The 26010-nt window shown below is 72.8% G+C and carries 21 protein-coding genes; 14 read left to right on the top strand and 7 right to left on the bottom strand.

Translation table 11 applies throughout. From position 1 onward, the window contains the following. Positions 1-105 precede the first annotated feature (105 nt). Together guaB and BXY45_RS04060 are read left to right on the top strand one after the other, a co-directional pair. The gene (gene guaB / locus BXY45_RS04065; RefSeq protein ID WP_109773036.1) at positions 106-1626 is read left to right on the top strand and encodes an IMP dehydrogenase; all 1521 of its coding nucleotides are present in this window, start codon (positions 106-108) and stop codon (positions 1624-1626) included. 47 nt (positions 1627-1673) lie between these two features. Beyond that, positions 1674-2822 carry a GuaB3 family IMP dehydrogenase-related protein gene (locus BXY45_RS04060; RefSeq protein ID WP_109773035.1) on the top strand — a complete coding sequence of 383 codons (1149 nt, stop codon included), beginning with the start codon at positions 1674-1676 and terminating at the stop codon, positions 2820-2822. Positions 2823-2863: 41 nt separating this feature from the next. Here BXY45_RS04060 and BXY45_RS04055 read toward each other — a convergent pair whose 3' ends face one another. Both BXY45_RS04055 and BXY45_RS04050 read right to left on the bottom strand, forming a co-directional pair. Beyond that, positions 2864-4594, bottom strand: coding sequence for a glycerol-3-phosphate dehydrogenase/oxidase (locus BXY45_RS04055; protein ID WP_109773034.1), 1731 nt, complete (start codon positions 4592-4594; stop codon positions 2864-2866). Between the two features lie 166 nt (positions 4595-4760). Continuing rightward, positions 4761-5726, bottom strand: a complete 966-nt coding sequence (locus BXY45_RS04050; RefSeq protein ID WP_211319214.1) for a sugar-binding transcriptional regulator — start codon at positions 5724-5726, stop codon at positions 4761-4763. A gap of 156 nt (positions 5727-5882) precedes the next feature. Here BXY45_RS04050 and BXY45_RS04045 point away from each other — a divergent pair, with 156 nt between their 5' ends. The 8 genes from BXY45_RS04045 (at position 5883) to BXY45_RS04010 (ending at position 14098) form a co-directional block, all read left to right on the top strand. Continuing rightward, a complete protein-coding gene (locus BXY45_RS04045; RefSeq protein ID WP_109773033.1) occupies positions 5883-7640 on the top strand; it encodes a glycerol-3-phosphate dehydrogenase/oxidase in 1758 nt (585 codons plus the stop codon). Between the two features lie 134 nt (positions 7641-7774). Further along, positions 7775-8500 carry an MIP/aquaporin family protein gene (locus BXY45_RS04040; protein ID WP_109773032.1) on the top strand — a complete coding sequence of 242 codons (726 nt, stop codon included), beginning with the start codon at positions 7775-7777 and terminating at the stop codon, positions 8498-8500. Positions 8501-8563: 63 nt separating this feature from the next. Then, complete coding sequence (gene glpK / locus BXY45_RS04035) at positions 8564-10081, top strand: glycerol kinase GlpK (protein WP_109773031.1); 1518 nt, start codon at positions 8564-8566, stop codon at positions 10079-10081. 115 nt (positions 10082-10196) lie between these two features. Beyond that, positions 10197-11132, top strand: a complete 936-nt coding sequence (locus tag BXY45_RS04030) for an SURF1 family protein (RefSeq protein ID WP_109773030.1) — start codon at positions 10197-10199, stop codon at positions 11130-11132. Between the two features lie 50 nt (positions 11133-11182). Then, complete coding sequence (locus BXY45_RS04025; RefSeq protein WP_245961639.1) at positions 11183-11536, top strand: DUF3817 domain-containing protein; 354 nt, start codon at positions 11183-11185, stop codon at positions 11534-11536. Further along, entirely contained in the window at positions 11533-13164 is a 1632-nt protein-coding gene (guaA, locus tag BXY45_RS04020) for a glutamine-hydrolyzing GMP synthase (RefSeq protein WP_109773029.1), read from the top strand. Before BXY45_RS04025 ends, guaA begins: the two co-directional genes overlap by 4 nt. Before the next feature lie 7 nt (positions 13165-13171). Continuing rightward, positions 13172-13528: a hypothetical protein gene (locus BXY45_RS04015; RefSeq protein ID WP_109773028.1), complete on the top strand. Its 357-nt coding sequence runs from the start codon at positions 13172-13174 to the stop codon at positions 13526-13528. A gap of 90 nt (positions 13529-13618) precedes the next feature. Further along, on the top strand, positions 13619-14098 hold the full coding sequence (locus BXY45_RS04010; protein ID WP_109773027.1) for a YdeI/OmpD-associated family protein: 480 nt from the start codon (positions 13619-13621) through the stop codon (positions 14096-14098). A 135-nt stretch (positions 14099-14233) separates the two neighbouring features. Here BXY45_RS04010 and BXY45_RS04005 read toward each other — a convergent pair whose 3' ends face one another. Genes BXY45_RS04005 through BXY45_RS03990 form a run of 4 tightly spaced genes read right to left on the bottom strand, consistent with a single transcriptional unit; the run spans position 14234 to position 18266 of the window. Next, positions 14234-15646 carry an AI-2E family transporter gene (locus tag BXY45_RS04005; protein ID WP_109773026.1) on the bottom strand — a complete coding sequence of 471 codons (1413 nt, stop codon included), beginning with the start codon at positions 15644-15646 and terminating at the stop codon, positions 14234-14236. A 47-nt stretch (positions 15647-15693) separates the two neighbouring features. Next, positions 15694-16701: an aldose 1-epimerase family protein gene (locus BXY45_RS04000; protein ID WP_109773025.1), complete on the bottom strand. Its 1008-nt coding sequence runs from the start codon at positions 16699-16701 to the stop codon at positions 15694-15696. 9 nt (positions 16702-16710) lie between these two features. After that, positions 16711-17682, bottom strand: coding sequence for a sugar phosphate nucleotidyltransferase (locus BXY45_RS03995; RefSeq protein WP_211319213.1), 972 nt, complete (start codon positions 17680-17682; stop codon positions 16711-16713). Between the two features lie 26 nt (positions 17683-17708). Continuing rightward, entirely contained in the window at positions 17709-18266 is a 558-nt protein-coding gene (locus BXY45_RS03990; RefSeq protein ID WP_109773024.1) for an NUDIX hydrolase, read from the bottom strand. 175 nt (positions 18267-18441) lie between these two features. Between BXY45_RS03990 and BXY45_RS03985 the strand changes: the two genes are divergently transcribed. The 4 genes from BXY45_RS03985 (at position 18442) to BXY45_RS03970 (ending at position 25027) form a co-directional block, all read left to right on the top strand. Then, the gene (locus tag BXY45_RS03985) at positions 18442-19509 is read left to right on the top strand and encodes a glycerophosphodiester phosphodiesterase family protein (RefSeq protein ID WP_170131301.1); all 1068 of its coding nucleotides are present in this window, start codon (positions 18442-18444) and stop codon (positions 19507-19509) included. Between the two features lie 161 nt (positions 19510-19670). Beyond that, on the top strand, positions 19671-21485 hold the full coding sequence (locus tag BXY45_RS03980) for a bifunctional metallophosphatase/5'-nucleotidase (RefSeq protein ID WP_211319212.1): 1815 nt from the start codon (positions 19671-19673) through the stop codon (positions 21483-21485). Between the two features lie 118 nt (positions 21486-21603). Further along, entirely contained in the window at positions 21604-24054 is a 2451-nt protein-coding gene (pcrA, locus tag BXY45_RS03975) for a DNA helicase PcrA (RefSeq protein ID WP_109773021.1), read from the top strand. A gap of 154 nt (positions 24055-24208) precedes the next feature. Then, on the top strand, positions 24209-25027 hold the full coding sequence (locus BXY45_RS03970) for a carbon-nitrogen hydrolase family protein (protein ID WP_245961638.1): 819 nt from the start codon (positions 24209-24211) through the stop codon (positions 25025-25027). A 133-nt stretch (positions 25028-25160) separates the two neighbouring features. Here BXY45_RS03970 and BXY45_RS03965 read toward each other — a convergent pair whose 3' ends face one another. Beyond that, complete coding sequence (locus BXY45_RS03965; protein ID WP_109773020.1) at positions 25161-25889, bottom strand: hypothetical protein; 729 nt, start codon at positions 25887-25889, stop codon at positions 25161-25163. Between the last annotated feature and the right edge of the window lie 121 nt (positions 25890-26010).

The following is a 26010-nucleotide window of genomic DNA, read 5'->3' as shown; positions in this document are numbered from 1 at the left end:
CGGCCCGGCACCCCTCGGGGTGCCGGGCCGTCGCTGCGTCCTCCGGGCTCCTGTGCCCAGACCGACGCGTGAGAAGGAGGTCCTGGCGGCAACTACGATCGATGGGTGCCGTCCGACGACAGCCTTCTCGGTGCCTCAGCCCTCCCGCTCGACGGCCTCGGCCTCACCTTCGACGACGTCCTGCTCCTGCCGGCGCAGAGCGACGTCGTCCCGAGTGCCGCGAACACCGCCTCCCGCGTGTCCAAGCGCGTCGAGGTGGCCGTCCCGCTGCTCAGCTCGGCGATGGACACCGTCACCGAGTCGCGCATGGCCATCGCCATGGCGCGCCAGGGTGGCCTGGGCGTGCTGCACCGCAACCTCTCCCCGGAGGAGCAGGCCAACCAGGTCGACCTGGTGAAGCGGTCCGAGTCGGGCATGGTCACCGACCCGGTGGTCTGCGGGCCGGAGACCACCCTCGACGAGGTCGACGGGCTGTGTGCCCGCTACCGCATCTCCGGCGTGCCCGTGGTCGACGAGGGCTCGCACCTCCTCGGCATCGTCACCAACCGCGACCTGCGCTTCGAGACCGACCGCACCCGCACCGCCGGTGAGGTCATGACGCGGATGCCGCTGGTCACCGCGCCCGTGGGCACCTCCCCGGACGAGGCCATCGCGCTGCTGGCCAAGCACAAGATCGAGAAGCTGCCCCTGGTCGACGGCGAGGGCCGCCTGCGGGGCCTGATCACCGTCAAGGACTTCACCAAGCGCGAGCAGTACCCGCTGGCCACCAAGGACGACGCCGGCCGCTTGCGCGTGGCCGCCGCCATGGGCATCTTCGACGGCGCCTGGAAGCGCGCGATGCTGCTCGTCGAGGCCGGGGTCGACGTGCTCGTCGTCGACATGGCCCACGGCCACTCCCGCGCCGTCCTGGAGATGGTGGCCGCGCTCAAGGCGGAGCCCGCCGCCGCCCACGTCGACGTCGTCGGCGGCAACGTCGCCACCCGCGCCGCTGCCGCGGCGCTCGTCGAAGCCGGGGTCGACGGCGTCAAGGTGGGCGTCGGTCCGGGCTCGATCTGCACCACGCGCGTCGTCGCCGGCGTCGGCGTGCCGCAGGTGACCGCCATCGCCGAGGCCGCCGCGGCGTGCCGCCCCGCGGGCGTGCCCGTCATCGGCGACGGCGGCCTGCAGTACTCCGGTGACATCGCCAAGGCCCTCGTGGCCGGCGCCGACACCGTGATGCTCGGCTCCCTGCTGGCCGGCTGCGACGAGAGCCCGGGCGAGCTCGTCTTCATCAACGGCAAGCAGTACAAGTCCTACCGCGGCATGGGGTCGCTCGGCGCCCAGCAGACGCGCTCCGGTGGCCGTGGCTTCTCCAAGGACCGCTACTTCCAGAACGACGTCGCCGCCGCCGAGCAGTTCGTGCCCGAGGGCATCGAGGGCCAGGTGCCCTACCGCGGCCCGCTCGCGGCCGTCGCGCACCAGCTCGTGGGCGGCCTGCGGCAGTCGATGTTCTACACCGGTGCCGCCACCGTGCCCGAGCTCAAGGAACGCGGTCGCTTCGTGCGCATCACCTCGGCGGGGCTCAAGGAAAGCCACCCCCACGACGTCCAGATGGTGCTCGAAGCGCCCAACTACAGCGGTCGCTGAGCGGTCGCACCGCCTACTGACCAGCTGCACCACTGACAGGAGCACCCATGGCCTACGAGATCGAGATCGGTCGCGGCAAGCGCGGCCGGCGCGCCTTCTCCCTCGACGACATCGCCGTCGTCCCCAGTCGCCGCACCCGCGACCCCGAGCTGGTCAGCGTGTCCTGGCAGATCGACGCGTACCACTTCGCGCTGCCGGTGCTCTCGGCCCCGATGGACTCGGTGGTCAGCCCTGCCACCGCCATCGCCATCGGCAAGCTCGGCGGCCTCGGTGTGCTCGACCTCGAAGGTCTGTGGACCCGCTACGAAGACCCGGAGCCCCTGCTGGCCGAGGTGGCCGCGATGGAGGACGACGTCCCCACCGGCTCCCCGGCGACCACGCGGCGCATGCAGGAGATCTACAGCGCCCCCATCGACCCCGAGCTCGTGGCGCTGCGGCTCAAGCAGGTGCGTGACGCGGGCGTCGTGGTGGCCGGGGCGCTCTCTCCCCAGCGCACCGCCCAGCTGTGGAAGACCGTGGTGGACGCCGGGGTCGACCTCTTCGTGATCCGTGGCACCACCGTCTCCGCCGAGCACGTCGCCGCCAGCGGCGCCGACGCGCCGCTCAACCTCAAGCAGTTCATCTACGAGCTCGAGGTGCCGGTCGTCGTCGGCGGCGCCGCCAGCTACACCGCGGCGCTCCACCTCATGCGCACCGGCGCCGCGGGTGTGCTCGTGGGCTTCGGCGGGGGCGCCGCGCACACCACGCGCGGTGCGCTGGGCATCCACGCCCCGATGGCCACGGCCATCGCCGACGTCGCCGCCGCCCGCCGCGACTACCTCGACGAGTCCGGCGGCCGGTACGTGCACGTCATCGCCGACGGCGGCATGGGCCGCTCCGGCGACGTCGTCAAGGCCGTCGCCTGCGGCGCCGACGCTGTGATGCTCGGCGCAGCCCTGGCCCGCGCCACCGAGGCTCCCGGCCGCGGCTGGCACTGGGGGCCCGAGGCGCACCACCCCGACCTGCCGCGCGGCCGCCGGGTGCGGGTGGGCACCGTCGGGTCGCTGGAAGAGATCCTCCTCGGCCCGGGCACCACCCCGGACGGCACGAGCAACCTGCTCGGCGCGCTACGCCGGGCCATGGCGACCACCGGCTACTCCGACCTCAAGGAGTTCCAGCGCGTCGAGGTCGTCGTCAGTCCCTACCAGCCGACCTGATCGCCGGGTGGCTCCAGGGACAGGGCTCCAGGGACAGGGCTTCAGGGGCGAGGCTTTGACGCGCTGACCAACGGCCGGGAGTCGGGGGCCTCGCGGCGGGCGGCGTCGGCGGCTTCGTCGTCGGGGAGCTCCTGGCTGGCCCGCTCGGCGGCCACGCGCTCGGTGTAGCTGCGGACCTCCTCGGCGATCCGCTCGGCGTCCCACCCGAGGACGGGCGCCACCAGGTCGGCCACCGCCTGCGCCGAGCCCACGCCGCGGTGCCCGTACTCGATGGACATCCGGGTGCGGCGGGCGAGCAGGTCGTCGAGGTGGAGCGCCCCCTCGTGGGTGGCCGCGTAGAGGATCTCCACGCGCAGGTAGTCCTCGGCACCCTCGAGCGGCTCGAGCAGGTCAGGCGTCTCCCGGCCCAGGTCGAGCAGCTCGAGCGTCTCCGAGCCGTACCGGTTGAGCAGGTGGAGTACCCGGTGCTCCGGCACGCGGTAGCGCCGCGCCAGTGACGGCACCTGGTTGACCAGGGCGTGGTAGCCATCCGCTCCCAGCAGCGGCACGTGCTCGGTGACCGAGGGCGGCACGTGGGAGCCGAGGTCGGCCTTGGCGGCGTCGACGGCGTCGGCCGCCATGACGCGGTACGTCGTGTACTTGCCGCCCGCGATGGAGACCAGCCCCGGCTGCGGGCGCGCGACGGCGTGCTCGCGCGACAGCGAGCTGGTGCCCTCGGACTCACCCGCGAGCAGCGGGCGCAGCCCGGCGTACACACCGCGGACGTCGTCCCTGGTCAGCGGGGTGCGCAGCACGGTGTTGGCGTGCTCGAGGATGTAGTCGATGTCGGCGCGGGTGGCCGCCGGGTGGGCCCTGTCGAGGGACCAGTCGGTGTCCGTCGTCCCGATGATCCACCGGGTTCCCCACGGGATGAAGAACAGCACGGACTTCTCCGTGCGCAGGATGAGCCCGGTCTCGGAGGCGAACCTGTCGCGGGGGACGACGATGTGCACGCCCTTGGAGGCGCGCACCCGGAACCGCCCGCGGCCGCCGGCGAGGTGCTGCATGTCGTCGGTCCACACACCGGTGCAGTTGATGACGACGGTGGCGCGGATGTCGGTGGTCTGGCCCGTCTCGACGTCGCGCACGGTGGCCCCGACGATGCGGTCTCCCTCGTGGAGCAGCGCGACCACCTCGGTGCTGTTGCGCACGACGGCGCCGTAGTGGGCTGCGGTCCTCACGACGGCGAGGGTGTGGCGGGCGTCGTCGGCCTGGGCGTCGTAGTAGCGCATCGCCCCGACGAACGCGTCGGGCTTGAGGCCCGGCGCCAGGCGCAGCGCGCCTCGGCGGGTGAGGCTCTTGAAGCCCGGCACCGAGCGGGCGCCGCCCATGGTGTCGTACATGGTCAGGCCGGCCGCCATGTACGGCCGCTCCCAGATCCGGTGGTTGAGCGGGTAGAGGAACGAGACCGGCTTGACCAGGTGCGGGCAGATGCGCGTGAGCATGAGCTCGCGCTCCTTGAGTGCCTCGCGCACCAGCGAGAAGTTCAGCTGCTCCAGGTAGCGCAGGCCGCCGTGGAAGAGCTTGGACGAGCGTGAGGAGGTGCCGGAGGCCCAGTCGCGCTGTTCCACCACGGCCGTGCGCAGGCCGCGGGTGGCGGCGTCGAGCGCGACCCCTGCCCCGGTCACCCCACCGCCGATGACCAGCACGTCGAACGGTGCCTCGCCCAGGGCCTTCCAGGCTCGCTCGCGGTACTCCGGACCCAGCGTGCTGTCCTGCGTCGCAGCCGTCATGACGATCCGCTCCCTCGCGCCCTCGGTCTTTCAGGACGGCGGCCCGTGGGGCGCACCGTCCCGCTGCGGTTCAGCGTAGGTCCGGCCCCTGCGGGGTGCAGGTCAGCCCACCCCGCAGGGGCCGGACCTCGACCATGCTCCATCGCCCGTCAGGTGGCTCAGCGCGTCACGTGGCGCGGCGCGGGACCGTGCGCACCAGCAGCAGCTCGCGCGCCGTCCGCTCGTCGAGGACGAGGTCGGTGACCAGCCCCGCCGCCAGCGCCGCGAGGAGACCGGGCACCTTGTGCTCGTCGGCGACCGCGCAGACGCGTCGCGGGATGCGGCGCAGCACCGGCGGCACCGGTCCGGAGGAGCGGTCGTTGAGGGGCACGCCTTCCCAGGAGCCGTCAGCGCGCAGGAACACGGTGCAGACGTCGCCGACGGCGGTGGCGGCCAGGGCCGCGCGGTCCGCGCCGGTGAGGTAGCCCTCCGCCCACACACGGCTGGGCACCGCCCCACCGAAGGCGCCGATGCCGAACACGGCGACGTCGGCGGCGTGCTGGAGGCGCAGCACGCGCTGGACGCTCCGCTCGCGCCACATCGCCTGCCGGGTCTCCACGTGGTCGAAGAACGCCGGCACCGGGAAGAGGTGCAGCTGAGCGTCCCAGGCGGCGGCGAACCTGCCGAGCACGTCGGTGCCGTAGCCGACGCCGCTGCTGTGGGTGTTCATGGCGCCGTTGAGTTGCACCACCTGGACGTCGGCCAGCGGGCGGGCGAGCAGGTGCTCGCTGACGGCGCTCGTCGTCGTCCCCCAGGCGACCCCGACGATCATCCCGGCGCCCACCGCGGTGTCGAGCACGCGGCCGGTGGTGCGGGCCACGTGGTGGAGCCGCTCGACGGCGCTGACGCCGTCCGGGAGGGGGACCACCCGGGCTGAGACACCGTGCCGAGCGGTGATCTCCTGCTCCATCGCCGATGCACGTCCGTGCACAGGGACCACCTGGATGGACACGACACCGGCGGCGCGGGCTGCGTCGAGAAGACGTGAGACGGTGGAGCGCGATACCCCTTCCGCGGTGGCGATCGACTCCATGGTTTCCCTGTTGACGTAGTACTTCCGTGCGACGCGCTCGAGGCGTTCGACGTCGGGCACCGCATCCCTCCTCGCCGGTATGGGGCCTCCGCAGGGCGGCGGCCGGAGTGTGCACGTCTGTGCAGAAGATTGCCTCACGGGGACTGAGGGAGCCAGAGTCGGGGCGAACGGAGACGGGCCGCCGACGTGGGCGGCCCCCGACCGAGAGGCCTGACCATGACGTCCTCCACCACGGCGCTCTCGCCGGCTGCCCGCGACCGCGCCCTGGAGCGCCTGACCGCGGAGGAGCTCGACGTCCTCGTCATCGGCGGTGGTGTGACCGGCGCCGGCGCGGCCCTCGACGCCGCCAGCCGAGGCCTCACCGTCGGCCTGCTCGAGCAGCGCGACTGGGCCTCCGGCACCTCCAGCCGCGCCAGCAAGCTCGTGCATGGTGGCCTGCGCTACCTGGAGATGCTCGACTTCGCCCTGGTCAAGGAGGCGCTGCACGAGCGCGGGCTGCTCGTCGGGCGGCTCGCCCCGCACCTGGTGCACCCCGTGCCGTTCCTCTACCCGCTGCAGCACCGCGTCTGGGAGCGCTGCTACGTCGGCGCGGGTATCGCCCTGTACGACGTGCTGGCTGGCGTCCTGGGCCGCATCGGCGGTCGCGGGGTGCCGCTGCATCGCCACCTCTCGCACAGTGCGCTGGCGCGGGTGGCCCCGTCGCTGCGCCCCGACGTCGCCGTCGGCGCCATCCGCTACTGGGACGCCAAGGTCGACGACGCCCGCTTCGTCGAGGTGCTCGTCCGTACCGCGGTCGGCCACGGCGTCGCCGCGGCCAGCCGGGTCAGGGTCACCGGGTACCTGGAGGAAGGCGGCCGCGTGGCCGGCGTCACCGCCGTCGACCTCGAGACCGGCCGCGACCTGACCGTGCGCGCCCGGCACGTCATCGGTGCCACCGGCGTGTGGACCGAGGAGACCCAGGAGCTGTTCCGCGCGCAGGGCCTGCAGGTGCGGGCGTCCAAGGGCGTGCACATCGTCATCCCGAGGGAGGCCGTGGCCGGTGACGACGGCTTCATCCTCAAGACCGAGAAGAGCGTGCTGTTCATCATCCCGTGGCGCACGCACTGGGTGATCGGCACCACCGACACCCCGTGGGACCTCGCCAAGGACCACCCGGTGGCCAGCGCCGCCGACGTCGACTACCTGCTCCAGCACGCCAACGCGGTGCTGCGCAGGCCGCTGACCCGCGACGACGTCCTCGGTGTCTACACCGGGCTGCGTCCGCTCATCCAGCCGGTCGCCTCCGACGGGTCGGCCACCACGAAGGTCTCCCGCGAGCACACCACCGCCACGGTGCGCCCCGGCCTGACCGTCATCGCCGGCGGCAAGTACACGACGTACCGGGTGATGGCCCGCGACGTCGTCGACGTTGCCCTGGCCGACCGCGCCCCGGGGGACCCCAGCGGTGAGGTGCCGGCCTCGATCACCGAGCACCTGCCGCTGGCCGGCGCCGACGGCTACGCCGTCCGCTGGAACCAGCGCCACCGTCTGGCTGCCGCGCGCGGCTGGAGCGAGGAGCGGGTGGAGCACCTCCTGCACCGCTACGGGTCGCTCGTCGACGAGGTGCTCGCGCTCGTCGACGCCGACCCGTCCCTCGGACAGCCGCTGGAGGGCGCGGAGGACCACCTGCGCGCGGAGGTCGTCTACGCGGCCACCCACGAGGGTGCGCTGCACCTCGAGGACGTGCTCACTCGCCGCACTCGCCTCTCCTACGAGCGGGCCGACCGCGGTACCGCTGCGGCCCGCGCCGCAGCCGAACTCATGGCGGGGCCGCTGGGCTGGACCGCCGAGCGGGTCGAGCAGGAGGTGGGCACCTATCTGGAGCGGGTCGCTGCCGAGCGGGCCGCCGAGGTGGAGCCCGACGACGCCTCCGCAGAGCGGGCCCGGCTGCGCGCTCCGGAGATCAGGCCGCTTCCGGTGGCCGTCGGCGGCTGAACGCAGGAGGGTGCCTGGCAGCAGCGTTCATTCGACGATCACCGGCTAGCACTGAGAGCTACTGACAGAACAGCCTCGCACCGGATGCGGTGCGGGTCACACCGAACGCCTTCCCCGGACAGAGAGGTCCGACCGTGTCACTCACCAACGTGTTCTTTTCCGAGGTCTTCGGCACCGCCATGCTCATCCTCTTCGGCGTGGGCGTGGTCGCCAACGTGCTGCTGGCCCGCACCAAGGGCCGCGGCGCCGACTGGTTGCTCATCAGCTTCGGCTGGGGCCTGGCGGTGTTCATCGGCGTCTTCGTGGCCTGGCGCTCCGGTGCCCACCTCAACCCGGCCGTCACCCTCGGGCTGCTCGCCTCGGGGTCGGAGACCTACGCCCCCGACGTCCCGGTGACCTTCGCCAGCACCGTCGTGTACCTCGCCGGGGAGTTCATCGGCGCGTTCATCGGAGCCGTGCTCGCCTGGGCCGCCTACCGCAAGCACTACGACGCCGAGGAGGACGCCGGCGCCATTCTCGGGACGTTCTCCACCGGCCCGGCCATCCGCAGCTACGGCTGGAACGTGGTCACCGAGGTCATCGGCACCTTCGCCCTCGTCTACGTGATCCTCCAGTTCGGCAACACGCCCACGCAGGTCGGCCCGCTCAACGTGGCGCTGCTCGTCGTCGGCATCGGTGCCTCCCTCGGCGGCCCCACCGGCTACGCGATCAACCCCGCCCGCGACCTCGCGCCGCGTGTCGCCCACGCGCTGCTGCCCATCAAGCACAAGGGCTCCAGCGACTGGGGCTACGCGTGGGTGCCGGTGGTCGGCCCCGTCATCGGCGGTGTCCTCGCCGGGCTGGTGGCCCGCGCCTTCTGAGCCACCTGTTAGTACAGATCCACTCCCACTCACCTGCAACGACGCACCAGGAGGAACCCCACCGTGGCCAGTGTCATCGCCGCCATCGACCAGGGCACCACGAGCACCCGCTGCATGCTGTTCGACCACGACGGAAAGGTCGTGGCCGTAGGGCAGAAGGAGCACGAGCAGATCTTCCCCAGGGCCGGCTGGGTGGAGCACAACGCCGAGGAGATCTGGTCCAACACCCGCGAGGTGGTCGGGCAGGCCCTGGGCAAGGGCAACGTCAGCTCGGGCGACATCGCCGCCGTCGGCATCACCAACCAGCGCGAGACCGCCGTCGTGTGGGACCGCACCACCGGCAAGCCGGTCTACAACGCCATCGTCTGGCAGGACACCCGCACCGACAAGATCGTGCGAGAGCTGGGCGAGCTCGGTGGCGGAGCCGAGCGGTACAAGGACCGCGTGGGTCTGCCGCTCGCCACGTACTTCGCCGGGCCCAAGGTGAAGTGGATCCTCGACAACGTCGACGGGGCCCGCGCGAAGGCCGAGGCCGGTGACCTGCTCATGGGCACCATCGAGACCTGGCTGATCTGGAACATGACCGGCGGGGTGGACGGCGGCCTGCACATCACCGACGTGTCCAACGCCTCCCGGACCATGCTCATGGACCTCGCGACGCTGAGCTGGGACCAGGACATCGCCGCGGAGATGACCATCCCGGTCTCGATGCTGCCGCGGATCGTGTCCAACTCCGAGGTGTACGGCAAGGCCCGGGCCCAGGGGCTGCTCGCGGGCGTGCCGATCGCCGGGTCGCTGGGAGACCAGCAGGCCGCGACCTTCGGACAGGTCTGCTTCAGCAAGGGCATGGCCAAGAACACCTACGGCACCGGCAACTTCATGCTCCTCAACACCGGCGAAGAGGCTGTGGCCAGCAAGAACGGCCTGCTCACCACGCTGTGCTACCAGATCGGTGACCGCAAGCCCGTCTACGCGCTCGAGGGCTCGATCGCCGTCACCGGCTCGCTGGTGCAGTGGGTGCGCGACAACCTGCGCCTCATCGGCGGTGCCGCCGAGATCGAGGCGGTGGCGAAGTCGGTGGACGACAACGGCGGCTGCTACTTCGTGCCGGCGTTCTCGGGTCTGTTCGCGCCGCACTGGCGTTCGGACGCCCGCGGCGCCATCGTCGGGCTGACCCGGTACGTCAACCGCGGCCACCTGGCCCGCGCCGTGCTGGAGGCCACGGCGTTCCAGACCCGCGAGGTGCTCGAGGCGATGAACGCCGACTCCGGCGTCGACCTCACCGAGCTCCGCGTGGACGGCGGCATGATTGCCAACGAGCTGCTCATGCAGTTCCAGGCGGACGTGCTGGGCGTGCCGGTGGTGCGCCCGAAGATCGCCGAGACCACGGCGCTCGGTGCTGCCTACGCGGCGGGCTTGGCGGTGGGCTTCTGGGCCGACGAGGACGAGCTGACCGCCCAGTGGGCCGAGGACAAGCGGTGGGAGCCCGCGATGGAGCGCGCCGTCGCTGATCGGTACTACCGCAAGTGGGGCAAGGCCGTCGAGCGCACCCTGAACTGGGTGGATGACGACGACGACTGACCCGGACCCCTTCCGTGATCATGGGGGTTGTGCGCACTCGCCGTGCACAACGCCCATGATCACGGAGAGCGTCGGGCGTGCCAGGGCAGGCTCGTGCTCGCCGTAGCCTGGAGGGGTGCTGCGCACGGCCTTGAGACCCGCCAACCTGGGCCTCCTCGCGCTCATGCTCAGCGCCGCGGTGCTCTTCTCCGTGCTGGGGGAGTGGCAGCTGGGACGCTCCCAGGCGCACGCGCGCATCTCGCCCACCGAGACTGTGGTGCCCATCGGCGACGTGCTGCAGCCCGCCTCGGACTTCACCGGCCACGCCGACCACCAGCGGGTCCGTGTCAGCGGCACCTGGGCCGACCTGCCCCTTGAGCAGGCGCCTGACCGCCAGCTCGACGGTCGCGACGGCAGCTGGGTGGTCGCAGCCCTGACCGAGAGCTCCAGTGGGGGTCTGCTCCCCGTGGTGCTGGGCTGGCTCCCCGCCGGGCAGCCTTTGCCGGCCGCGCCGAGCGGCGCCGTCGAGATCACCGGGCGACTCATGATCTCCGAGGAGCCCGCAGGTCTCGACCCCGATGGCGAGCTGCGCGCGGTGAGCTCCGGTGATCTCGTCAACGTCTGGCCGGGCCGGCTCTACACAGGCTTCCTCCTGGCCGACGCCGGGTCCGTGCCGTCACGTGAGCCGGCCAGTAGTTCGGGAGGTGCGCTGAGTTCGGGTGGTGCGCTGACCGCCGTCCCCAGTGAGGCCCCCGTGCCGCGGCTCGACCCGCAGAACCTCTCCTACGCCTTCCAGTGGTGGCTCTTCGCGGCGTTCGCCCTGGTGCTCTGGGGCAAGATCGTCAAGGATCGCCACCACGACGAGCTCGAGGACCAGCGCCTCGCAGCGCTCGAGACCCGCGGTGAGGGTGATCAGGACGACGACGGCGACGACGGCGGCCGCGCGGGAGCTGCTGCGGAGCACCCGACCGACCCCCACGCGACGCGAGGGGGCTTGCGGGCCTGGGAGGATGTCACGGTGCCCGACGCCCGACAGCTGACCCAGCCCGACACCCCCCAGGCGCACCGGTGAGCGGCACCGGCCAGCGATCCGGGAGTGCCAACGCCCGCCAGGCGCCTCGGGTGCACCGCGATCCGGGCGCCTCCCTGACGCGTTACCGGATCTTCGCGCTCGCCACCGGCGTCATGCTCCTGCTGCTGTGCCTGGAGATGGTGGTCAAGTACGGCTTCCTCGGCGGGCGCGACTCCGCGTGGGACGTCATCTCCTACGTCCACGGCTGGGTGTACTTCGTCTACCTCATCACCGTGGCCGACCTGTGGAGCAAGCTCCGCTGGCCACTGGGTCGCCTCGTCGTGCTCGTGCTGTGCGGCGTGGTGCCGTTGCTGTCGTTCTGGGCGGAACGCCGCGTGGTCGCCGATGTGCGCGCCGGCCGCTCCGGCCCCTCCGTGCCCTCGACCCCTGGAGCTTCTGCGTGACCGACCAGACCGCTGCCACACCGCCCGCGGAGGTCGCGGCCGAGGCCAAGCACCGTCCGGTGCTCGTGGTCGACTACGGCGCCCAGTACGCCCAGCTCATCGCGCGCCGCGTGCGCGAGGCGGATGCGTACTCCGAGGTGGTCCCGAGCACCGCGTCCGTCGAGGAGATCCTCGCCAAGGAGCCGGCCGCCGTCATCCTCTCCGGCGGCCCGTCGTCGGTGTACGCCGACGGCGCCCCCCAGGTCGACCCGGCCCTCTTCGAGGCCGGCGTGCCCGTGCTGGGCATCTGCTACGGGTTCCAGGCCATGGCGTCAGCGCTCGGCGGGACGGTCGCCAAGACCGGGCTGCGCGAGTACGGCGGCACCCAGCTCCGCGCCTCCACCGAGGGGTCGACGCTGCTGGACGGTCAGCCCGCCGAGCAGAGCGTGTGGATGTCCCACGGTGACGCGGTCACGGCCGCACCCGAGGGCTTCTCCGTGGTCGCCCAGAGCGCCGGTGCCGAGGTCGCCGCGTTCGAAGACGACGAGCGCCGCCTCTACGGCGTGCAGTGGCACCCCGAGGTGGCCCACTCCAGCTTCGGCCAGCAGGTGCTCGAGAACTTCCTGCGCCGCGGCGCGGGCGTCCCGGCCGACTGGACGCCCGGCAGCATCATCGACGAGCAGGTCGAGCTCATCCGCGCTCAGGTCGGCAGCGGCCGCGTCATCTGCGGCCTCTCGGGCGGGGTCGACTCCGCCGTCGCCGCCGCCCTCGTCCAGAAGGCCGTCGGCGACCAGCTGACCTGCGTGTTCGTCGACCACGGCCTACTGCGCGCCGGTGAGGCCGAGCAGGTCGAACGCGACTTCGTCGCCGCCACCGGCGTCAACCTCAAGGTCTGGGACGCCTCCGAGGCGTTCCTCGCGGCGCTCGCGGGCGTCACCGACCCCGAGGCCAAGCGCAAGGCCATCGGCCGGGAGTTCATCCGTGCCTTCGAGGCCGCTGCGCGTGAGGTGGTCGCTGACGCCGCGGCGTCAGCGGCGGGTGGCGACGGCGACGGCGAGGTGCGCTTCCTGGTGCAAGGGACGCTTTACCCCGACGTCGTCGAGTCGGGTGGCGGCGAGGGTGCTGCGAACATCAAGAGCCACCACAACGTCGGGGGCCTCCCTGACGACCTGCAGTTCGAGCTGGTCGAGCCGCTGCGGGCGCTGTTCAAGGACGAGGTCCGCGCCGTCGGCGCCGAGCTGGGGCTGCCCGCCGAGATCGTCGGGCGCCAGCCGTTCCCCGGCCCCGGTCTGGGCATCCGCATCATCGGCGAGGTGACTCAGCAGCGGCTCGAGATCCTCCGCACCGCCGATGCGATCGCCCGCGAGGAGCTCACCGCCGCCGGCCTCGACTCCACCATCTGGCAGTGCCCCGTGGTGCTCCTCGCCGACGTCCGCTCCGTCGGCGTCCAGGGTGACGGGCGCACCTACGGGCACCCGATCGTGCTGCGGCCCGTGAGCAGCGAGGACGCCATGACGGCGGACTGGACCCGCATGCCCTACGACGTGCTAGCCAGGATCTCCACGCGCATCACCAACGAGGTCGCCGAGGTCAACCGCGTGGTGCTCGATGTGACGAGCAAGCCGCCGGGCACCATCGAGTGGGAGTGAGCATCTGATGAGCGAGAAGACATTCCCGTTGACGAGCAGCGGCGGACTGCTGCTGCGTCCGTCCGTCGTGGCGGCCGCCGGCCTCATCGGCGGCTTCGCCGTGGCCCGCGCCACCAAGCGCGAGATCGGCGGCACGCTGTTCGGCCTGGCCGGCACGTGGTGCGGGCGCCAGTGGACGAAGAGCACCGGCCCGGTCGGCGCGGCAGTCCTCGGAGCGATCTACACCGCGGCGATGGGCGGTTCGCACCCGCTGGCCAAGCGCATCGGCGCGTGGCCCGCGGTGCTGTCCGTGACGGCCGCCGTCGTGGTGGCCAGTGAAGCCGCGGAGGCGTGGGGCCGCAGCCGCGGCCTGCCGAAGGACTGACTGCCTGACAGGCCGCGCGTCCTCGCCGTCCAGACCTGCCGGCTTTGAGGGAGGCTTGGGTCTGGACGGCGGCCCGCCGAGCCGGGGAGCATGCGCGGCGTGAAATACCGCGCCGCCGTCCTCAACCCGCGAGGCAACGCCACCGGCATCGAGGTACCGGCCGACGTCCTGGACGCTCTCGGGGCGGGCAAGCGGCCGCTGCTCCAGGTGACCGTGGCGCGGGCTGACGGGTCGACCCTGCCCTACACGTGGACGACAACGCCGGGCTCGATGGGCGGCGCCGTGATGATCCCGCTGTCCTCCGAGCTTCGCACCGCTGCGGGTCTCGCCGCGGGTGACGAGATCGACGTCGAGCTGGCGGTGGCGTCTGAGCCTGCGCCGCTCGCTGTCCCCGAAGACCTCGCCACCGCCGTGGCGGCCGCGGGGGCCACCGCCTTCTTCGAGGGGCTCGCGCCCAGCCATCGCAAGGAGTGGGTGCGCTGGGTGGAAGAGGCCAAGAAGGCCGACACGCGCGCCAGCCGCGTCGCCCAGGCCGCTGAAGCCCTCGCTGCGGGCAAGCCACGCCGCTGATCAACCCCGCCTTCCGCCCCTTCGATCGGCTTCCTGCCCCTTGTGACGAAATCCCGCCCCATCGGAAGGCCTGATGGGGCGGAATCTCGTCGGATGGGGCGGAATCTCGTCGGATGGGGCGGCGGTGGGTGGGGATCAGCGGGGGCGGCGGCCGGCGGCCGAGCGCAGGCGCCGCGCCAGGGCTGCGCGACGGCCCGTCGGCTCCTCGGGAGCCGCAGGCTGGTCCGGCGGCCAGCTCTGCTCGCCGGGACGCCCGGTCCACTCGGCAGCGGCCCACGTCGGGCTGGGCTGCTCCCCCGGCTCGGAGAGCTCGACCCCATCGGGATACTCGACCGGCTCATCACGCTCGACAGGCGTGGGCGCAGCTGGGGCGGACGCTGCGGTGCCCGTCGTCGACGTGGTGACGGGGACGGGCGCCGGCGAGGGGTGACGCTGCGGCAGGTGCGGCCTGTGGACGTGGGGCAGGTGGACGTGCGGCAGCGAAGGCCTGCGCACGGGGACTCCGCGCGTGCTCCCGGCGACCAGCGGCAGCATCCAGCGGGCGCGCGGGTCGGCGTCGATGAGCACGGCGCGGGCGAGCAGGCTCAGCGGCACCGCGAGGAGCGCCCCGAGCCCACCCAGCACGAAGCCCCAGAACACCACCGACAGGAACGTCAGCGTGGCCGACAGGCCCACGGCGTTCCCGACGATCTTCGGCTGGATGAGGCCCTGGATCACCACGTTGATGGCCGTGTAGATGACGATCACGAGCAGGGCGTTCTCCGGGCCGTTGGCCAGCAGTGCCAGCAGCGCCGGTGGAGCCACGCCCAGCAGGAAGCCGATGTTGGCGACGTAGTTGGTGACGAACGAGACCAGACCCCACAGCAGCGCCAGCGGCACCCCGAGCCACACCAGCGCCACGACGTCGAGCACCGCGACGATGGCCCCGAACACCGTGGAGACCACGAGGTAGCGGCGCGTGCCGGAGGCGAAGGTCCGGATCGACTCCACGGCGTCGCGGTGCAGCTCGGAGGCCTGGTCGAGGAGCTTGGGGAAGGGCGCGGCGTCGAGCACGAGGAAGAACAGCAGCAGCAGGACGAACGCGAAGTCGGTCAGACCCGAGGCGAGCCCCGACACCAGCGTCTGCGCGTACCCCAGGAGGTCGTACGGGTTGGCGCTGTTGATCATCCGGATGAGCTCGGCCTGGTCGAAGCCGAGCCCGGTGATGAACGCGAGGAACTCGTCGCGCAGCTCGATGAGCTGGTCTACGTACTGCGGCAGCGTGGTGGCCAGCTCTACCGCCGCCCACGCCAGCGACGCCGCCAGCGCCGCGACGATGAGGTAGACCACCACGAGGTTCGCCGCGACCCCGGTCCACGTCGCCACCCATTGCGGCACCCACGGCGAGGCGCCGAGCCGCTGGATCCTCGCGCCCAGCGGGTGCACCACGATCACGAGGACGAGCGCCAGGAACGCCGGCCCGATGCTGCCGGAGAAGGCCCTCAGACCGGCGATGACGACGACGACGGCCGCAGCCGCCACGAGCAGCCGCAGGCTGCGCGAGCCCACCGCAGGGTGGGGTGGGGGTGCGGCGGGGACGTCCGGGACCGATGCGCTCACGGCCCGGTCAGCCCCAGCGTCTCGCTGCCGGCGCCGCCTCTGGTGCCGGCGCCCGTCCCGCGCAGCGGTTCGATGCGCCACCACGAGCGGGTGCTCTGGCCGCGCTCCAGCACGCGCAGGTCCGTGCCCGTCCGCAGGGCGTCCGGCGGGCAGGTCATGGGCTCCACGGCCAGCCCCACCCTGTCGTCCTCGGGCTCGGGTCGGTCGGCGGTGTGCACCTGCACCCAGGGGCAGTCCTGCGGGTCCCAGTGGATGGCGACGCCGGTGCCGTCGGCGGTGAGCACCCGGGCGGTGCCGGCGCTCGGGCCGGACAGCTGCGCGTACGCGTCGTCGATGGAACGCCCGCGCAGTGGCGCGCCACCGCGGAAGTCGAGGTCGGTGCTGTCGACAGGGCGCAGCTGCTCGCGGCCGTCGTCGTCGAGGACCGGCAGCAGGCGCTCGGGGTCGACCGCGAGGGCGGCATCGGCGGACAGCTCGAAGGTCCAGTCGTCCACGCGGCCTGGCCCGGCGACGACGTACGGGTGGATCGAGGAGCCGTAGGGCGCGGGGACCTCGCCGATGCCCGTCGCCTCCAGCTCCCATGTCAGGCCCGCATCGGGCCCCTCCTCGACGAGGCGGTAGCTGACGCGTAGCTCCAGGTGGCCCGGGTAACCGGTCTGCGGCCAGACCGTGGTGGTCAGGACGACGGAGTCGATGGACCGTTCCACCAGGTCCCAGGGTTGCCAGCACACCAGGCCGTGGAGGGCGCAGGAGCGGTCCGGCTCCGTGAGCGCCAGCTGCTGCTCGGTGCCCTGCCAGGCCCAGCGCCCGTCGCCGGTGCGGTTGGGCCACGGCGCGAGCACGGAGCCGCGGTAGTGCCTGCGGGGCGAGGCCAGGTCGAACGGGACGACGAGGTCGCGCCCGTCGTCGGTGAAGGAGCGCAGCGCGCCGCCGACCTCGGTGACCACCGCCCGCAGCGCACCGGCGCTGATCTCGTGCTGCTCACCGGAGGCGGGTACTGCCATGGGGGGAGGTTAGGTGCTGCTGTCTCGCGGCGGCTCGGTGACCGGTCGGGTGACGGGTTCCGCAGCGTCCACCGTGAGCGGCCGCTCCGCCGTCCCCGCGCGGACGACCTCCACGAGGTGCTCTCCGGCCTCCACGACCGCCCCCGGCCACACGACGCACCGCTCCACCGTGCCGCGCACCACCGCCCCCGGGCTGATCGCGCTGGCACCGCCGGTGGCCAGGAGGTTGGCCCGCAGGTAGTCCGCCGGGGTGCCGCAGTCGACGGCGCCGCCGGGCGCGACGACGGCCAGGTCGAGGCCCTCGTCACCGCCCTGGTCATCGCCGTTGTCGTCGCCGTCCCGCTGGGCGAGGTCGCGCCAGAGCACCTCGTACAGGCCGGACGGCGTCGGCTGCAGCCTCGCCACCAGGTGTGCCGGGAGCACGCAGGAGCCGAGGTAGCGCACGCCCGTGCCGTCAGCGGTGCGGAAGTCTGCGCGGGCGCCGGCCGCTGCGGGCTCGCACAGGAGGCGGCACCGCCGGCCGTCCCAGCCGCGCACCAGCTCGCTGAGCTGCGCGGGCCCCTCGGGCATCCACACGTCGGCGTTGGTCACCACCACCGAGCGCCCTGCGAGCCAGTCGCGCAGCGCGCCGAGCGCCCCAGCCGTCCCGAGCGCCGGAGGCGCTACTGGGGAGCGCAGCGCCGGAGGCGCAGCTTTTGCTGGGCGCGAGCGTCCGTCGTCGTCGTCGTCCTCCTCCTGCTGCTGCGGGAGGAGGTCTTCGCGGCTGACATGGGCCCGGCCCGTCACGGCGTCGGCGATCTGCTCGGCCAGGGCGTGCGCGTTGACCGCCACCCGGTGTGGCGTGGGGCGAGCAGCACCGAGTGCCGCAGCGACGCGGGCCAGGGCGCCGTCGAGCAGCGGCACACCACCCACCGGCACGAGCGCCTTGGGCAGCTGGTCGGTGAGGGGACGCAGCCGACTGCCCGCCCCGGCCGCGAGCACGACCCCCGCGAGCGGCGGACCAGGGCTCAGGGAAGGAGCCGTCCGTCGCGGGCCCCGTCGGCCAGTGCCGCGGTGAGCCCTGCCAGGATGGATCGCGTGGCGGAGTCGGCGTCGTGACCGGCCTCTTCGGGGGTGAGCCACGCGAAGTCGCGGGCCTCACCACCCGGCACCACCTCGGGGCGCTGAGCGACCACCACGCGGTAGACGATGTCGACCCGGCGCACCCGTGGCTCCACGAGGGCCGTCACGGGAGCGCCGACGCTGACGCGCAGACCGGTCTCTTCGCGGACCTCCCGCTCCACGCCCGGCGCGGGCGCCTCGCCACGGTCGAGCAGGCCACCCGGCAGCGACCAGCCTCCGCGGTGGGGTTGGCGCAGGAACAGCACGGACCCCTCGTGCTCGACGGCGCAGACCGCCCCCACGGTGAAGCTCGGGGTGCCGGCGCGCACGAGAGCGCGGCGCATGGGCGCGGGGGTGACGCGGAAGGCGCGCAGGAGCGCCGTGTGCGCGCGACCGCGCAGCTCCGGAGGCACGCGCGCGAGCAGCATGGCCAGTGGACCCTGCGCGTGCCTCCCGTCGTCCATCCCCGGAGCCTAGGCCTGGTGGGTGGCGCTGCCCGCGCAGCGGGTGACTCAGGGCACCTGCGGCTCGTGCCGGGCGGCCCGATGTCCGATGGCGGAGACGGATTCGTCACATCTGCACCTCCTGTTCATCAGTTGTCCCGCGGGCATCCACGTCCGGGGAGGAGAGTGGGTCTTCGTGAGCAGCGCGTCACCGCTCGTCGGCGTGGTCCCGTCCGTCATCGGACACCGCGGCGCCAGCGGGTACCGGCCCGAGAACACCCTGGCGTCCTATGAGCTGGCGGCGCGCCTCGGCGCGGACCGCATCGAGCCCGACCTCGTGCCCACGCGCGACGGCGTGCTCGTGCTGCGCCACGAGAGCGAGGTGACGCACTCGACCGACGTCGCCACCCGACCGGAGTTCGCAACGCGTCGCTGCACGCGCGTGGTCGAGGGCAGGGAGGTGACCGGCTGGTTCACCGAGGACCTCACCTACGCCGAGCTGCGCTCGCTGCGCGCCGTGGAGCCGCGCCCGCACCTGCGGCCCACGACCACCGTCTACGACGGCCTCTACGAGGTGCCGACCTTCGTCGAGCTGCTCGAGCTCGCCGCGCAGCTACGGGCCGAGCTGGGCCGCCGGATCGTGGTCACCGCGGAGGTCAAGGACCCCTCCCGCTACGCCGCCGACGGCTTCGACATCGCGGCGATGGTCATCGCCGAGTTGCGCGGCCTCGGTCTGGACACCCCCGACGCGCCGGTGGCCCTGCAGTGCTTCGAGGCCGGGTTCCTGCGCCGGCTGCGGGCCGAGGGCCTCACCGTGCCGCTGGTGCAGCTGGTCGAGGACAACGACGCCGGCCGTGCCGCGTGCACCCCGTGGGGCCTGCGCGAGGTCTCCACCTACGCCCAGGTGCTGGCGCCCAGCAAGGAGATGGTGCTGCCGGTGGCCGCCGACGGGACCCTCGGCCCGGCGACCCCCCTCGTGGCCGACGCGCACCGCGCGGGCCTGGAGGTGCACGTGTGGACGCTGCGCAACGAGAACTCCTTCCTGCCGCCGTCGCTGCGGGTGGGCATGTCCGACGCTGCGCCCGGGCGCGCCCTCGTGGAGCACCTGGCGTTCCTCGACGCGGGGGTGGACGGCATCTTCACCGACCACCCCGACACCGCCTTCGAGGCGCGTCGCCTGTGGGCGACGGGCAAGGCTGTGCCGGGTGCCCGCCGCGGCGGTAGTGCCTCCGGCGCGCCGGCGGGGCAGCCCGTCGCCAGCTGATCGCCGCGGGGGTGGCCGACTGCCCATGATCACGGCTTGTCGACCGTGATCATGGGCAGTCGGCCACCCTGTGGTCGTGTCGACGGATGGTCAAGGAAGCGTCATCAACCGTCAAGGTCTCGGCTTCCCGTTCCGCAGGGAATGTCCGTATCGTCCGGTTTGTGACCGCTTCGCGACGCGCTTCCTCGGCCTCCGCCGCCCTCGCCGCCACAGCCCTCGTGCTCGGGTCCGCAGGCGCAGCCTGGGCCGCTGACACTGCAGCACCCGTCGTCCCCGTCGTCCCCGTGGCGCCCCAGCAGCCGGCGCCCGTCCCCGCCGAGGGCGGGGTGCGGCTGACCCTGCTGCACGCCAACGACCTCGAGTCCGCGCTCCTGCCCGAGACCGACGAGTCCGGCGCGGAGCAGGCGGGTGCCGCCCGCTTCGTCTCCCTGGTCGAGCGCCAGCGGGCCGCAGCGGAGGCCCGGGGCCCCGTGCTCACCCTCGCCGGCGGAGACCTCTTCCTGCCCGGGCCCCAGCTCGACGCGAGCCGCCTGGACGGCACCGGCGAGCTGTACGACGCGCTCGCGTTCGACGCCGCGGGCTTCGACGCCAGCGCCATCGGCAACCACGACTTCGACCTCACGCCCGACTTCCTCGCCGACTACCTCGACGCCGTCAGTGACGAGACCCCCTTCGTGGCCGCCAACCTCGACCTGTCCGGCGAGCCCCGCCTGCAGGCCGAGGCGGATGACGGCACCGTCGTCGCGTCCACCGTCGTCGAGTCCGCGGGGGAGCGGTTCGGCGTCATCGGCCTCACGACGCCGGAGCTGCCCGAGCTCACGAGCCTCGGTGAGGTCCGCGTCGACCCGGATCTCGCCGACATCGCCAACGCCCAGGCCGCCGCGCTCGAGGCGGACGGCGTGACCAAGATCGTGCTCGTCTCGCACCTGCAGGACGTCGACAACGAGGTCGCGCTCGTGCCGCAGCTGCGCGGGGTCGACGTCGTCGTGTCCGCCGGTGGCGGGGAAGTCATGGCGTCCCCGGGCGACGCGCTGCTGCCCGGCGACGAGGTGAGCACCGACGCCGCGGGCGCGCCGCTGGCGTACCCGACGGTGGTGGGGGCCGCCGACGGCGCCCGGGTGCCCGTGGTCACCACGAGCGGGCTGTACCGCTACGTCGGTCAGCTCGTGGTCGACTTCGACGCCGAAGGCAGGCTCGTGGCCGTCGACGACGTCGCCAGCCGTCCGGTGCCCGTGACGTCCACCGGGCCGGACGCGGTGACGCCCGACCCCGACGTCGTCGCCGAGGTGGAGGAGCCGGTGGCGGCCTACGTCGACGGACTCGCCTCGCAGGTGGTGGCCCGCAGCGAGGTTCCGCTGGATGGACGGCGCGACGCGGTGCGCTCGCGGGAGACGGGGCTGGGCTCGCTCGTGGCCGACTCGCTGCTGGCGGCCGGGCGCGCCGGTGCCGAGGCAGCGGGGATCGAGCCGCCGGTGGTGGCGCTGCAGAACGGGGGCGGCATCCGCAACGACTCCGTGCTGCCCGTCGGCGACGTGTCCGCGCTGGACACCTACGACGTCACGCCGTTCGCCAACTTCGTGGCGGTGGCGCCGGAGCTGCCGGTGGCGGCGTTCGTGGCCGCCGTCGACCACGGTGCGGGTGCCGGGGCGGGGTCGTTTGCGCAGGTGGCGGGCTTCTCCTACACCGCCGACCCGGACGCGCCGGCCGGTGCGCGGGTGCAGACCCTGACGCTGGCCGACGGCACACCGGTGGTGGTCGGCGGGCAGCGGGTGCTCGACGGCACGATCTCCGTGGCGTCGATCGACTTCCTGCTGCGCGGCAGCGACGGCTACGACGCGTTCGACGGAGCGGCCTTCGAGGTGCTGCCCACCACGCAGCAGCAGGCGCTGCAGACGTACCTGCGCGACGACCTCGGGGGCACCGTGACCGCGGCGCAGTACCCGGAGGCGGGAACCGGCCGCATCACCCAGCTCTGACCGCAGCGGCGGACGCCCATGATCACCGTGATCATGGGCGCCCGCCACCCTGCTGGCGTCCACGGGTCGCCGTCGCAGGGAGCCGGGTGTCGGTGGTCGGACGTAGGCTCCTTGGACGATGAGCACGCTCTTCGACGACCTCCCCCTTCCGGTCCCGCAGACCCCTGCCGGCTCGTCGTCCGACGACGCCCGGCCCGGCGTGCTCGTCGACCGGCCGGTGGTCCGGATCGACCCCGCCGCCCTGCTGGAAGGCCTCAATCCCGCCCAGCGCGAGGGAGTGCTCCACGAGGGCTCGCCGCTGCTGTTGGTCGCCGGCGCCGGCTCGGGCAAGACCCGGGTGCTGACGCATCGCATCGCCCACCTCGTGGCCGCCCGCGGAGCCCGGCCCGGGCAGGTGCTGGCCATCACCTTCACGAACAAGGCCGCCGGTGAGATGAAGGAGCGGCTGGAGGGGCTGGTCGGCCCTGCCGTCCGCTCGATGTGGGTCTCCACGTTCCACTCGGCCTGCGTGCGGATCCTGCGCCGCGAGGCGGAGAGCGCCGGGCTGCGCTCCTCCTTCTCGATCTACGACGCCGACGACTCGCGCCGCCTGCTGGCGCTCGTCGTCCGCGAGCTTGACCTCGACCCGAAGCGCTATGCGCCGCGCGCCATGGCCACGCAGATCAGCAACCTCAAGAACGAGCTGGTCACGCCGGAGGCACACGCCGCCAAGGCCGCCGACGGCACGCACGCCGAGCGGATCCTCGCCGAGGTCTACGGGCTGTATCAGGCACGGCTGCGGCAGGCCAACGCCCTCGACTTCGACGACCTCATCATGACCACGGTCCGCGTGCTCCAGGGCGTGCCCGCCGTCGCCGAGCACTACCGCCGGCGGTTCCGCCACGTGCTCGTCGACGAGTACCAGGACACCAACCACGCCCAGTACACCCTGGTGCGCGAGCTGGTCGGCGGCCCGGGCGCGACGTGGGGACCCGAGGGGCAGCCCGACGGCGTGCCGCAGGCCGAGCTCACCGTCGTCGGCGACGCTGACCAGTCCATCTACGCCTTCCGCGGCGCGACGATCCGCAACATCGTCGAGTTCGAGGAGGACTACCCCGACGCCAAGACCGTGCTGCTGGAGCAGAACTACCGCTCCACCCAGACGATCCTGTCCGCGGCCAACGCCGTCATCGCCAAGAACACCGACCGGCGTCCCAAGAACCTGTGGACGGCGGAGGGCGCGGGCGAGCAGATCGTCGGGTACGTCGCCGACGCCGAGCACGACGAGGCCGCCTTCGTCGCCTCCGAGATCGACAGGCTCGTCGACGACGAGGGCGTGCGCTACGGCGACGTCGCCGTCTTCTACCGCACCAACGCGCAGTCGCGGGCGCTGGAGGAGGTGTTCGTGCGCGTCGGCCTGCCGTACAAGGTGGTCGGCGGCACGCGCTTCTACGAGCGCCGCGAGGTGCGCGACGCGCTCGCCTACCTGCGGGCGCTGGCCAACCCGGACGACGTCGTCAGCCTGCGGCGCATCCTCAACGTGCCCAAGCGCGGCATCGGCGAGCGCGCCGAGGCGTGCGTCGCGGCCCTGGCCGACCGCGAGCGCATCGGCTTCCCGGCGGCGCTGGAGCGCGCGGGGGAGGCTCCGGGCATCGCGGCGCGGTCGTTGACGTGCATCCGCGGCTTCACCGACCTCATGGACGAGCTGCGCACCGTCGTCGAGGGCGGCGCCGGGCCGTCCACGGTGCTCGAGGCGGTGCTCGACAGGTCAGGGCTGCTGGCCGAGCTGCGCGCCAGCTTGGACCCGCAGGACGAGTCCCGCGTGGAGAACCTCGCGGAGCTCTCGGCCGTGGCTGCGGAGTACGAGACGGCCAACCCCGAGGGGACGCTCGCCGACTTCCTCGAGACGGTCTCGCTGGTGGCCGACGCCGACCAGATCCCCGGCTCCGCCGTGGCCGACGGTGCCGACGAGGAGGCTGGTGAAGATTCAGGAGTCGTCACGCTCATGACGCTCCACACCGCGAAGGGCCTGGAGTTCCCCGTCGTCTTCCTCACCGGTCTGGAAGACGGGACCTTCCCGCACCAGAGGTCGCTCGCCGACGACGACGAGCTGGCCGAGGAGCGGCGACTGGCGTACGTGGGCATCACCCGCGCTCGCCAGTACCTGCGGATCTCGCGCGCCGCGTCGCGCAGCGCGTGGGGGCAGCCGCAGTACTTCCCGCCGTCGCGCTTCCTCGACGAGATCCCGCACGAGCTGGTCCGCTGGGAGCGTGCCGAGGCGTCGGGCTCCTCCGGGTGGGGCGGCGGCGGCAGTGGTGGTCGCGGCGGTTCGACGTACAACTCCGGCGGCTACGGCAATAGCCACTCCTCGGCCCAGGCGAAGCTCGCGGGCACGCCGGGGGTGCGGACAGCAGGTTCGCGGCCGGTCATCTCGCTGGCCGTGGGTGACCGGGTCACCCACGACTCCTTCGGCATGGGCACGGTCGTGGCCGTCGAGGGCACCGGCGACAAGACCATGGCCCACGTCGACTTCCGCAGCGAGGGCACCAAGCGTCTGCTGCTGCGCTACGCCCCCGTCCAGAAGCTCTGACTCCCGCCGCACTGTCAGGTCCTGGAGGCCGGATGCGGCCTTCAGGACCTGACGGTGTCCACGGTCCTGACACTGCGCCCGCGGGCGGGGCGTGTCAGCCCGTTTCCGGGCGCACGCCTGTGCTCGCGGGTCCATCGCCGGGCAGGATGACGGGGTGACCGTGCTGCGCCTCGCGCTCCTGCAGTCCGCCGGCGTCCTCGGGGACGTCGCCGCCAACCTCGCCGAGCTCGACGAGCGCGCGGCGGAGGCCGCCGACGCTGGCGCGGGGCTCCTGCTGACGCCGGAGATGTTCCTCACGGGCTACGAGCTCGGCGTCGAGGGCACCGCGGCGATGGCCGACCGTGCGGCCGACGAGCTGGTGCCCGCCGTCGCCGAGGTGGCCCGCCGTCGCGGCATCGCGCTGCTCGTCGGGATGCCGGAGCGCATCGACGGGCAGGTGGTCAACACCGCCGTCCTCGTCGGCGCCGACGGCACGCTGCTCGGGCGCCACGTCAAGACGCACCTGTTCGGTCCCGACGAGCGGGATGCCTTCGTGCCGGGCAGTCGGCCGGTGTCGCTGTTCGAGGTCGCGGGCGTGAGGGTCGCCGTCCTCATCTGCTACGACGTGGAGTTCCCGGAGGCCGTGCGCGCCGCCGCCGCAGCGGGGGCGCACCTCGTGACGGTGCCGACCGCGCAGATGGAGCCGTTCTCGTTCGTCGCGGACGTCATCATCCGGGCCCGTGCGTGGGAGAACCAGGTCTACGTCGCGTACGCCAACCACTGCGGGCGCGAGGTCGACCTGGCGTTCGTCGGGCGGAGCAGCATCGTCGCGCCGAGCGGGCAGGTGCTCGCCGCAGCGCCGCCCGGTGACGTCACCTCGAGCACGCTGCTGCTGGCCGACGTCGACACCGCCGCCGTCGAAACCGGTCGGCGCGACAACCCCTACCTCGCCGACCGTCGCCTCGACTTGCACCCGGGCCCCGCCACCGTCTGAGCAGGCCGGTTCGTCCGTGACGCCGGACGTGCAGAAGTCCCCCGGAGGCCCTGGTCGAGGCCTCGCGGGGGACTTCTGCACGTCGCTCGTCACCGGCTTGTCGGCGCCGGCTCACCGCCGCTGAGTGTGGGGCTCAGGGGGTGTCGAGGCTGATGTAGCCCTCGACGGGCTGGCCCTTGATCGTGAAGGTCGCAGGGTTGATCCACTTCGTGGTGACCTTGTCGTTGAGGTCGCCCACGGTCACCTTCACCTTGGAGGCGCTCCTGGCCTCCAGCACGATGCCCACGGTGAAGCGGCTGTCGTCGCCGTTGGTCCACACGATGACGTCACCGATTTCGGGCACGTAGTCGGGGTCTTCTGCGAGGGAGGTCACGACGCCCATGTCCTTGTAGGACTCCAGGTCGGAGTCGTCCATGTACCAGGTCTTGAAGCCAGAGTTCGCCAGGGCGAAACGCAGGAAGTCCTTGTTCCAGTCGTTCTTGGCCTGAGCCCCGGGGCACTTCGGGTCGGCCTTCTTCACGGACGTGACGTAGGTGTAGGGGTTGCAGCCGTTGTGCTTGGTCTCGGTGAACCGCTCACCGGCGGCGCTCCACACGGCCTGGGCGTGCTGGTCGTAGCTGCCGTCCTCACCGAAGCCGTCGAAGTGCTTGCCGCCCAGGGCGTCGATGGCCCGCCCGTCGCTGGTGTGCACGGTCTTGGCTTGAGCGGCGCTGGCGGCCCCGGCGAGGGCGACCCCGCCGACGCCGAGGGGCAGGGTGAGGAGAGTGGCGACGGCGCCGGCGCGGACCAGGCGGGCGCGCAGACCGCGTCGGGGAGCGGTAGCGGTGCTGGCGACTGCAGCGGACGTGGCGGTGGTGTTCATGGCGTTCTCCTCGGTGTCCCTGCCCCGGCGGGGTGCCGGTGGCGATGAGGAGAGACAACTCCGATCTGCGCTCGCGGAGCAGGGCACGGGTGCCCGGCGAGGTCGTCGCCGGAGGCCGCCC

Origin of the sequence: Quadrisphaera granulorum (assembly GCF_003149145.1) — a bacterium.
Taxonomy (GTDB): domain Bacteria; phylum Actinomycetota; class Actinomycetes; order Actinomycetales; family Quadrisphaeraceae; genus Quadrisphaera; species Quadrisphaera granulorum.
This window is presented reverse-complemented; position numbering and strand designations above follow the sequence as displayed.

Excerpts from the sequence above, each read along its gene's own strand:
- BXY45_RS04060 (WP_109773035.1), top strand. The coding sequence starts at position 1,674 with ATGGCCTACGAGATCGAGATCGGTCGCGGCAAGCGCGGCCGGCGCGCC.
- BXY45_RS03965 (WP_109773020.1), bottom strand. The coding sequence starts at position 25,889 with ATGAACACCACCGCCACGTCCGCTGCAGTCGCCAGCACCGCTACCGCT.
- BXY45_RS04000 (WP_109773025.1), bottom strand. The coding sequence starts at position 16,701 with ATGGCAGTACCCGCCTCCGGTGAGCAGCACGAGATCAGCGCCGGTGCG.
- BXY45_RS04015 (WP_109773028.1), top strand. The coding sequence starts at position 13,172 with ATGAGCGAGAAGACATTCCCGTTGACGAGCAGCGGCGGACTGCTGCTG.
- BXY45_RS03990 (WP_109773024.1), bottom strand. The coding sequence starts at position 18,266 with ATGGACGACGGGAGGCACGCGCAGGGTCCACTGGCCATGCTGCTCGCG.
- BXY45_RS04055 (WP_109773034.1), bottom strand. The coding sequence starts at position 4,594 with ATGACGGCTGCGACGCAGGACAGCACGCTGGGTCCGGAGTACCGCGAG.
- BXY45_RS04010 (WP_109773027.1), top strand. The coding sequence starts at position 13,619 with ATGCGCGGCGTGAAATACCGCGCCGCCGTCCTCAACCCGCGAGGCAAC.
- pcrA (WP_109773021.1), top strand. The coding sequence starts at position 21,604 with ATGAGCACGCTCTTCGACGACCTCCCCCTTCCGGTCCCGCAGACCCCT.
- BXY45_RS04045 (WP_109773033.1), top strand. The coding sequence starts at position 5,883 with ATGACGTCCTCCACCACGGCGCTCTCGCCGGCTGCCCGCGACCGCGCC.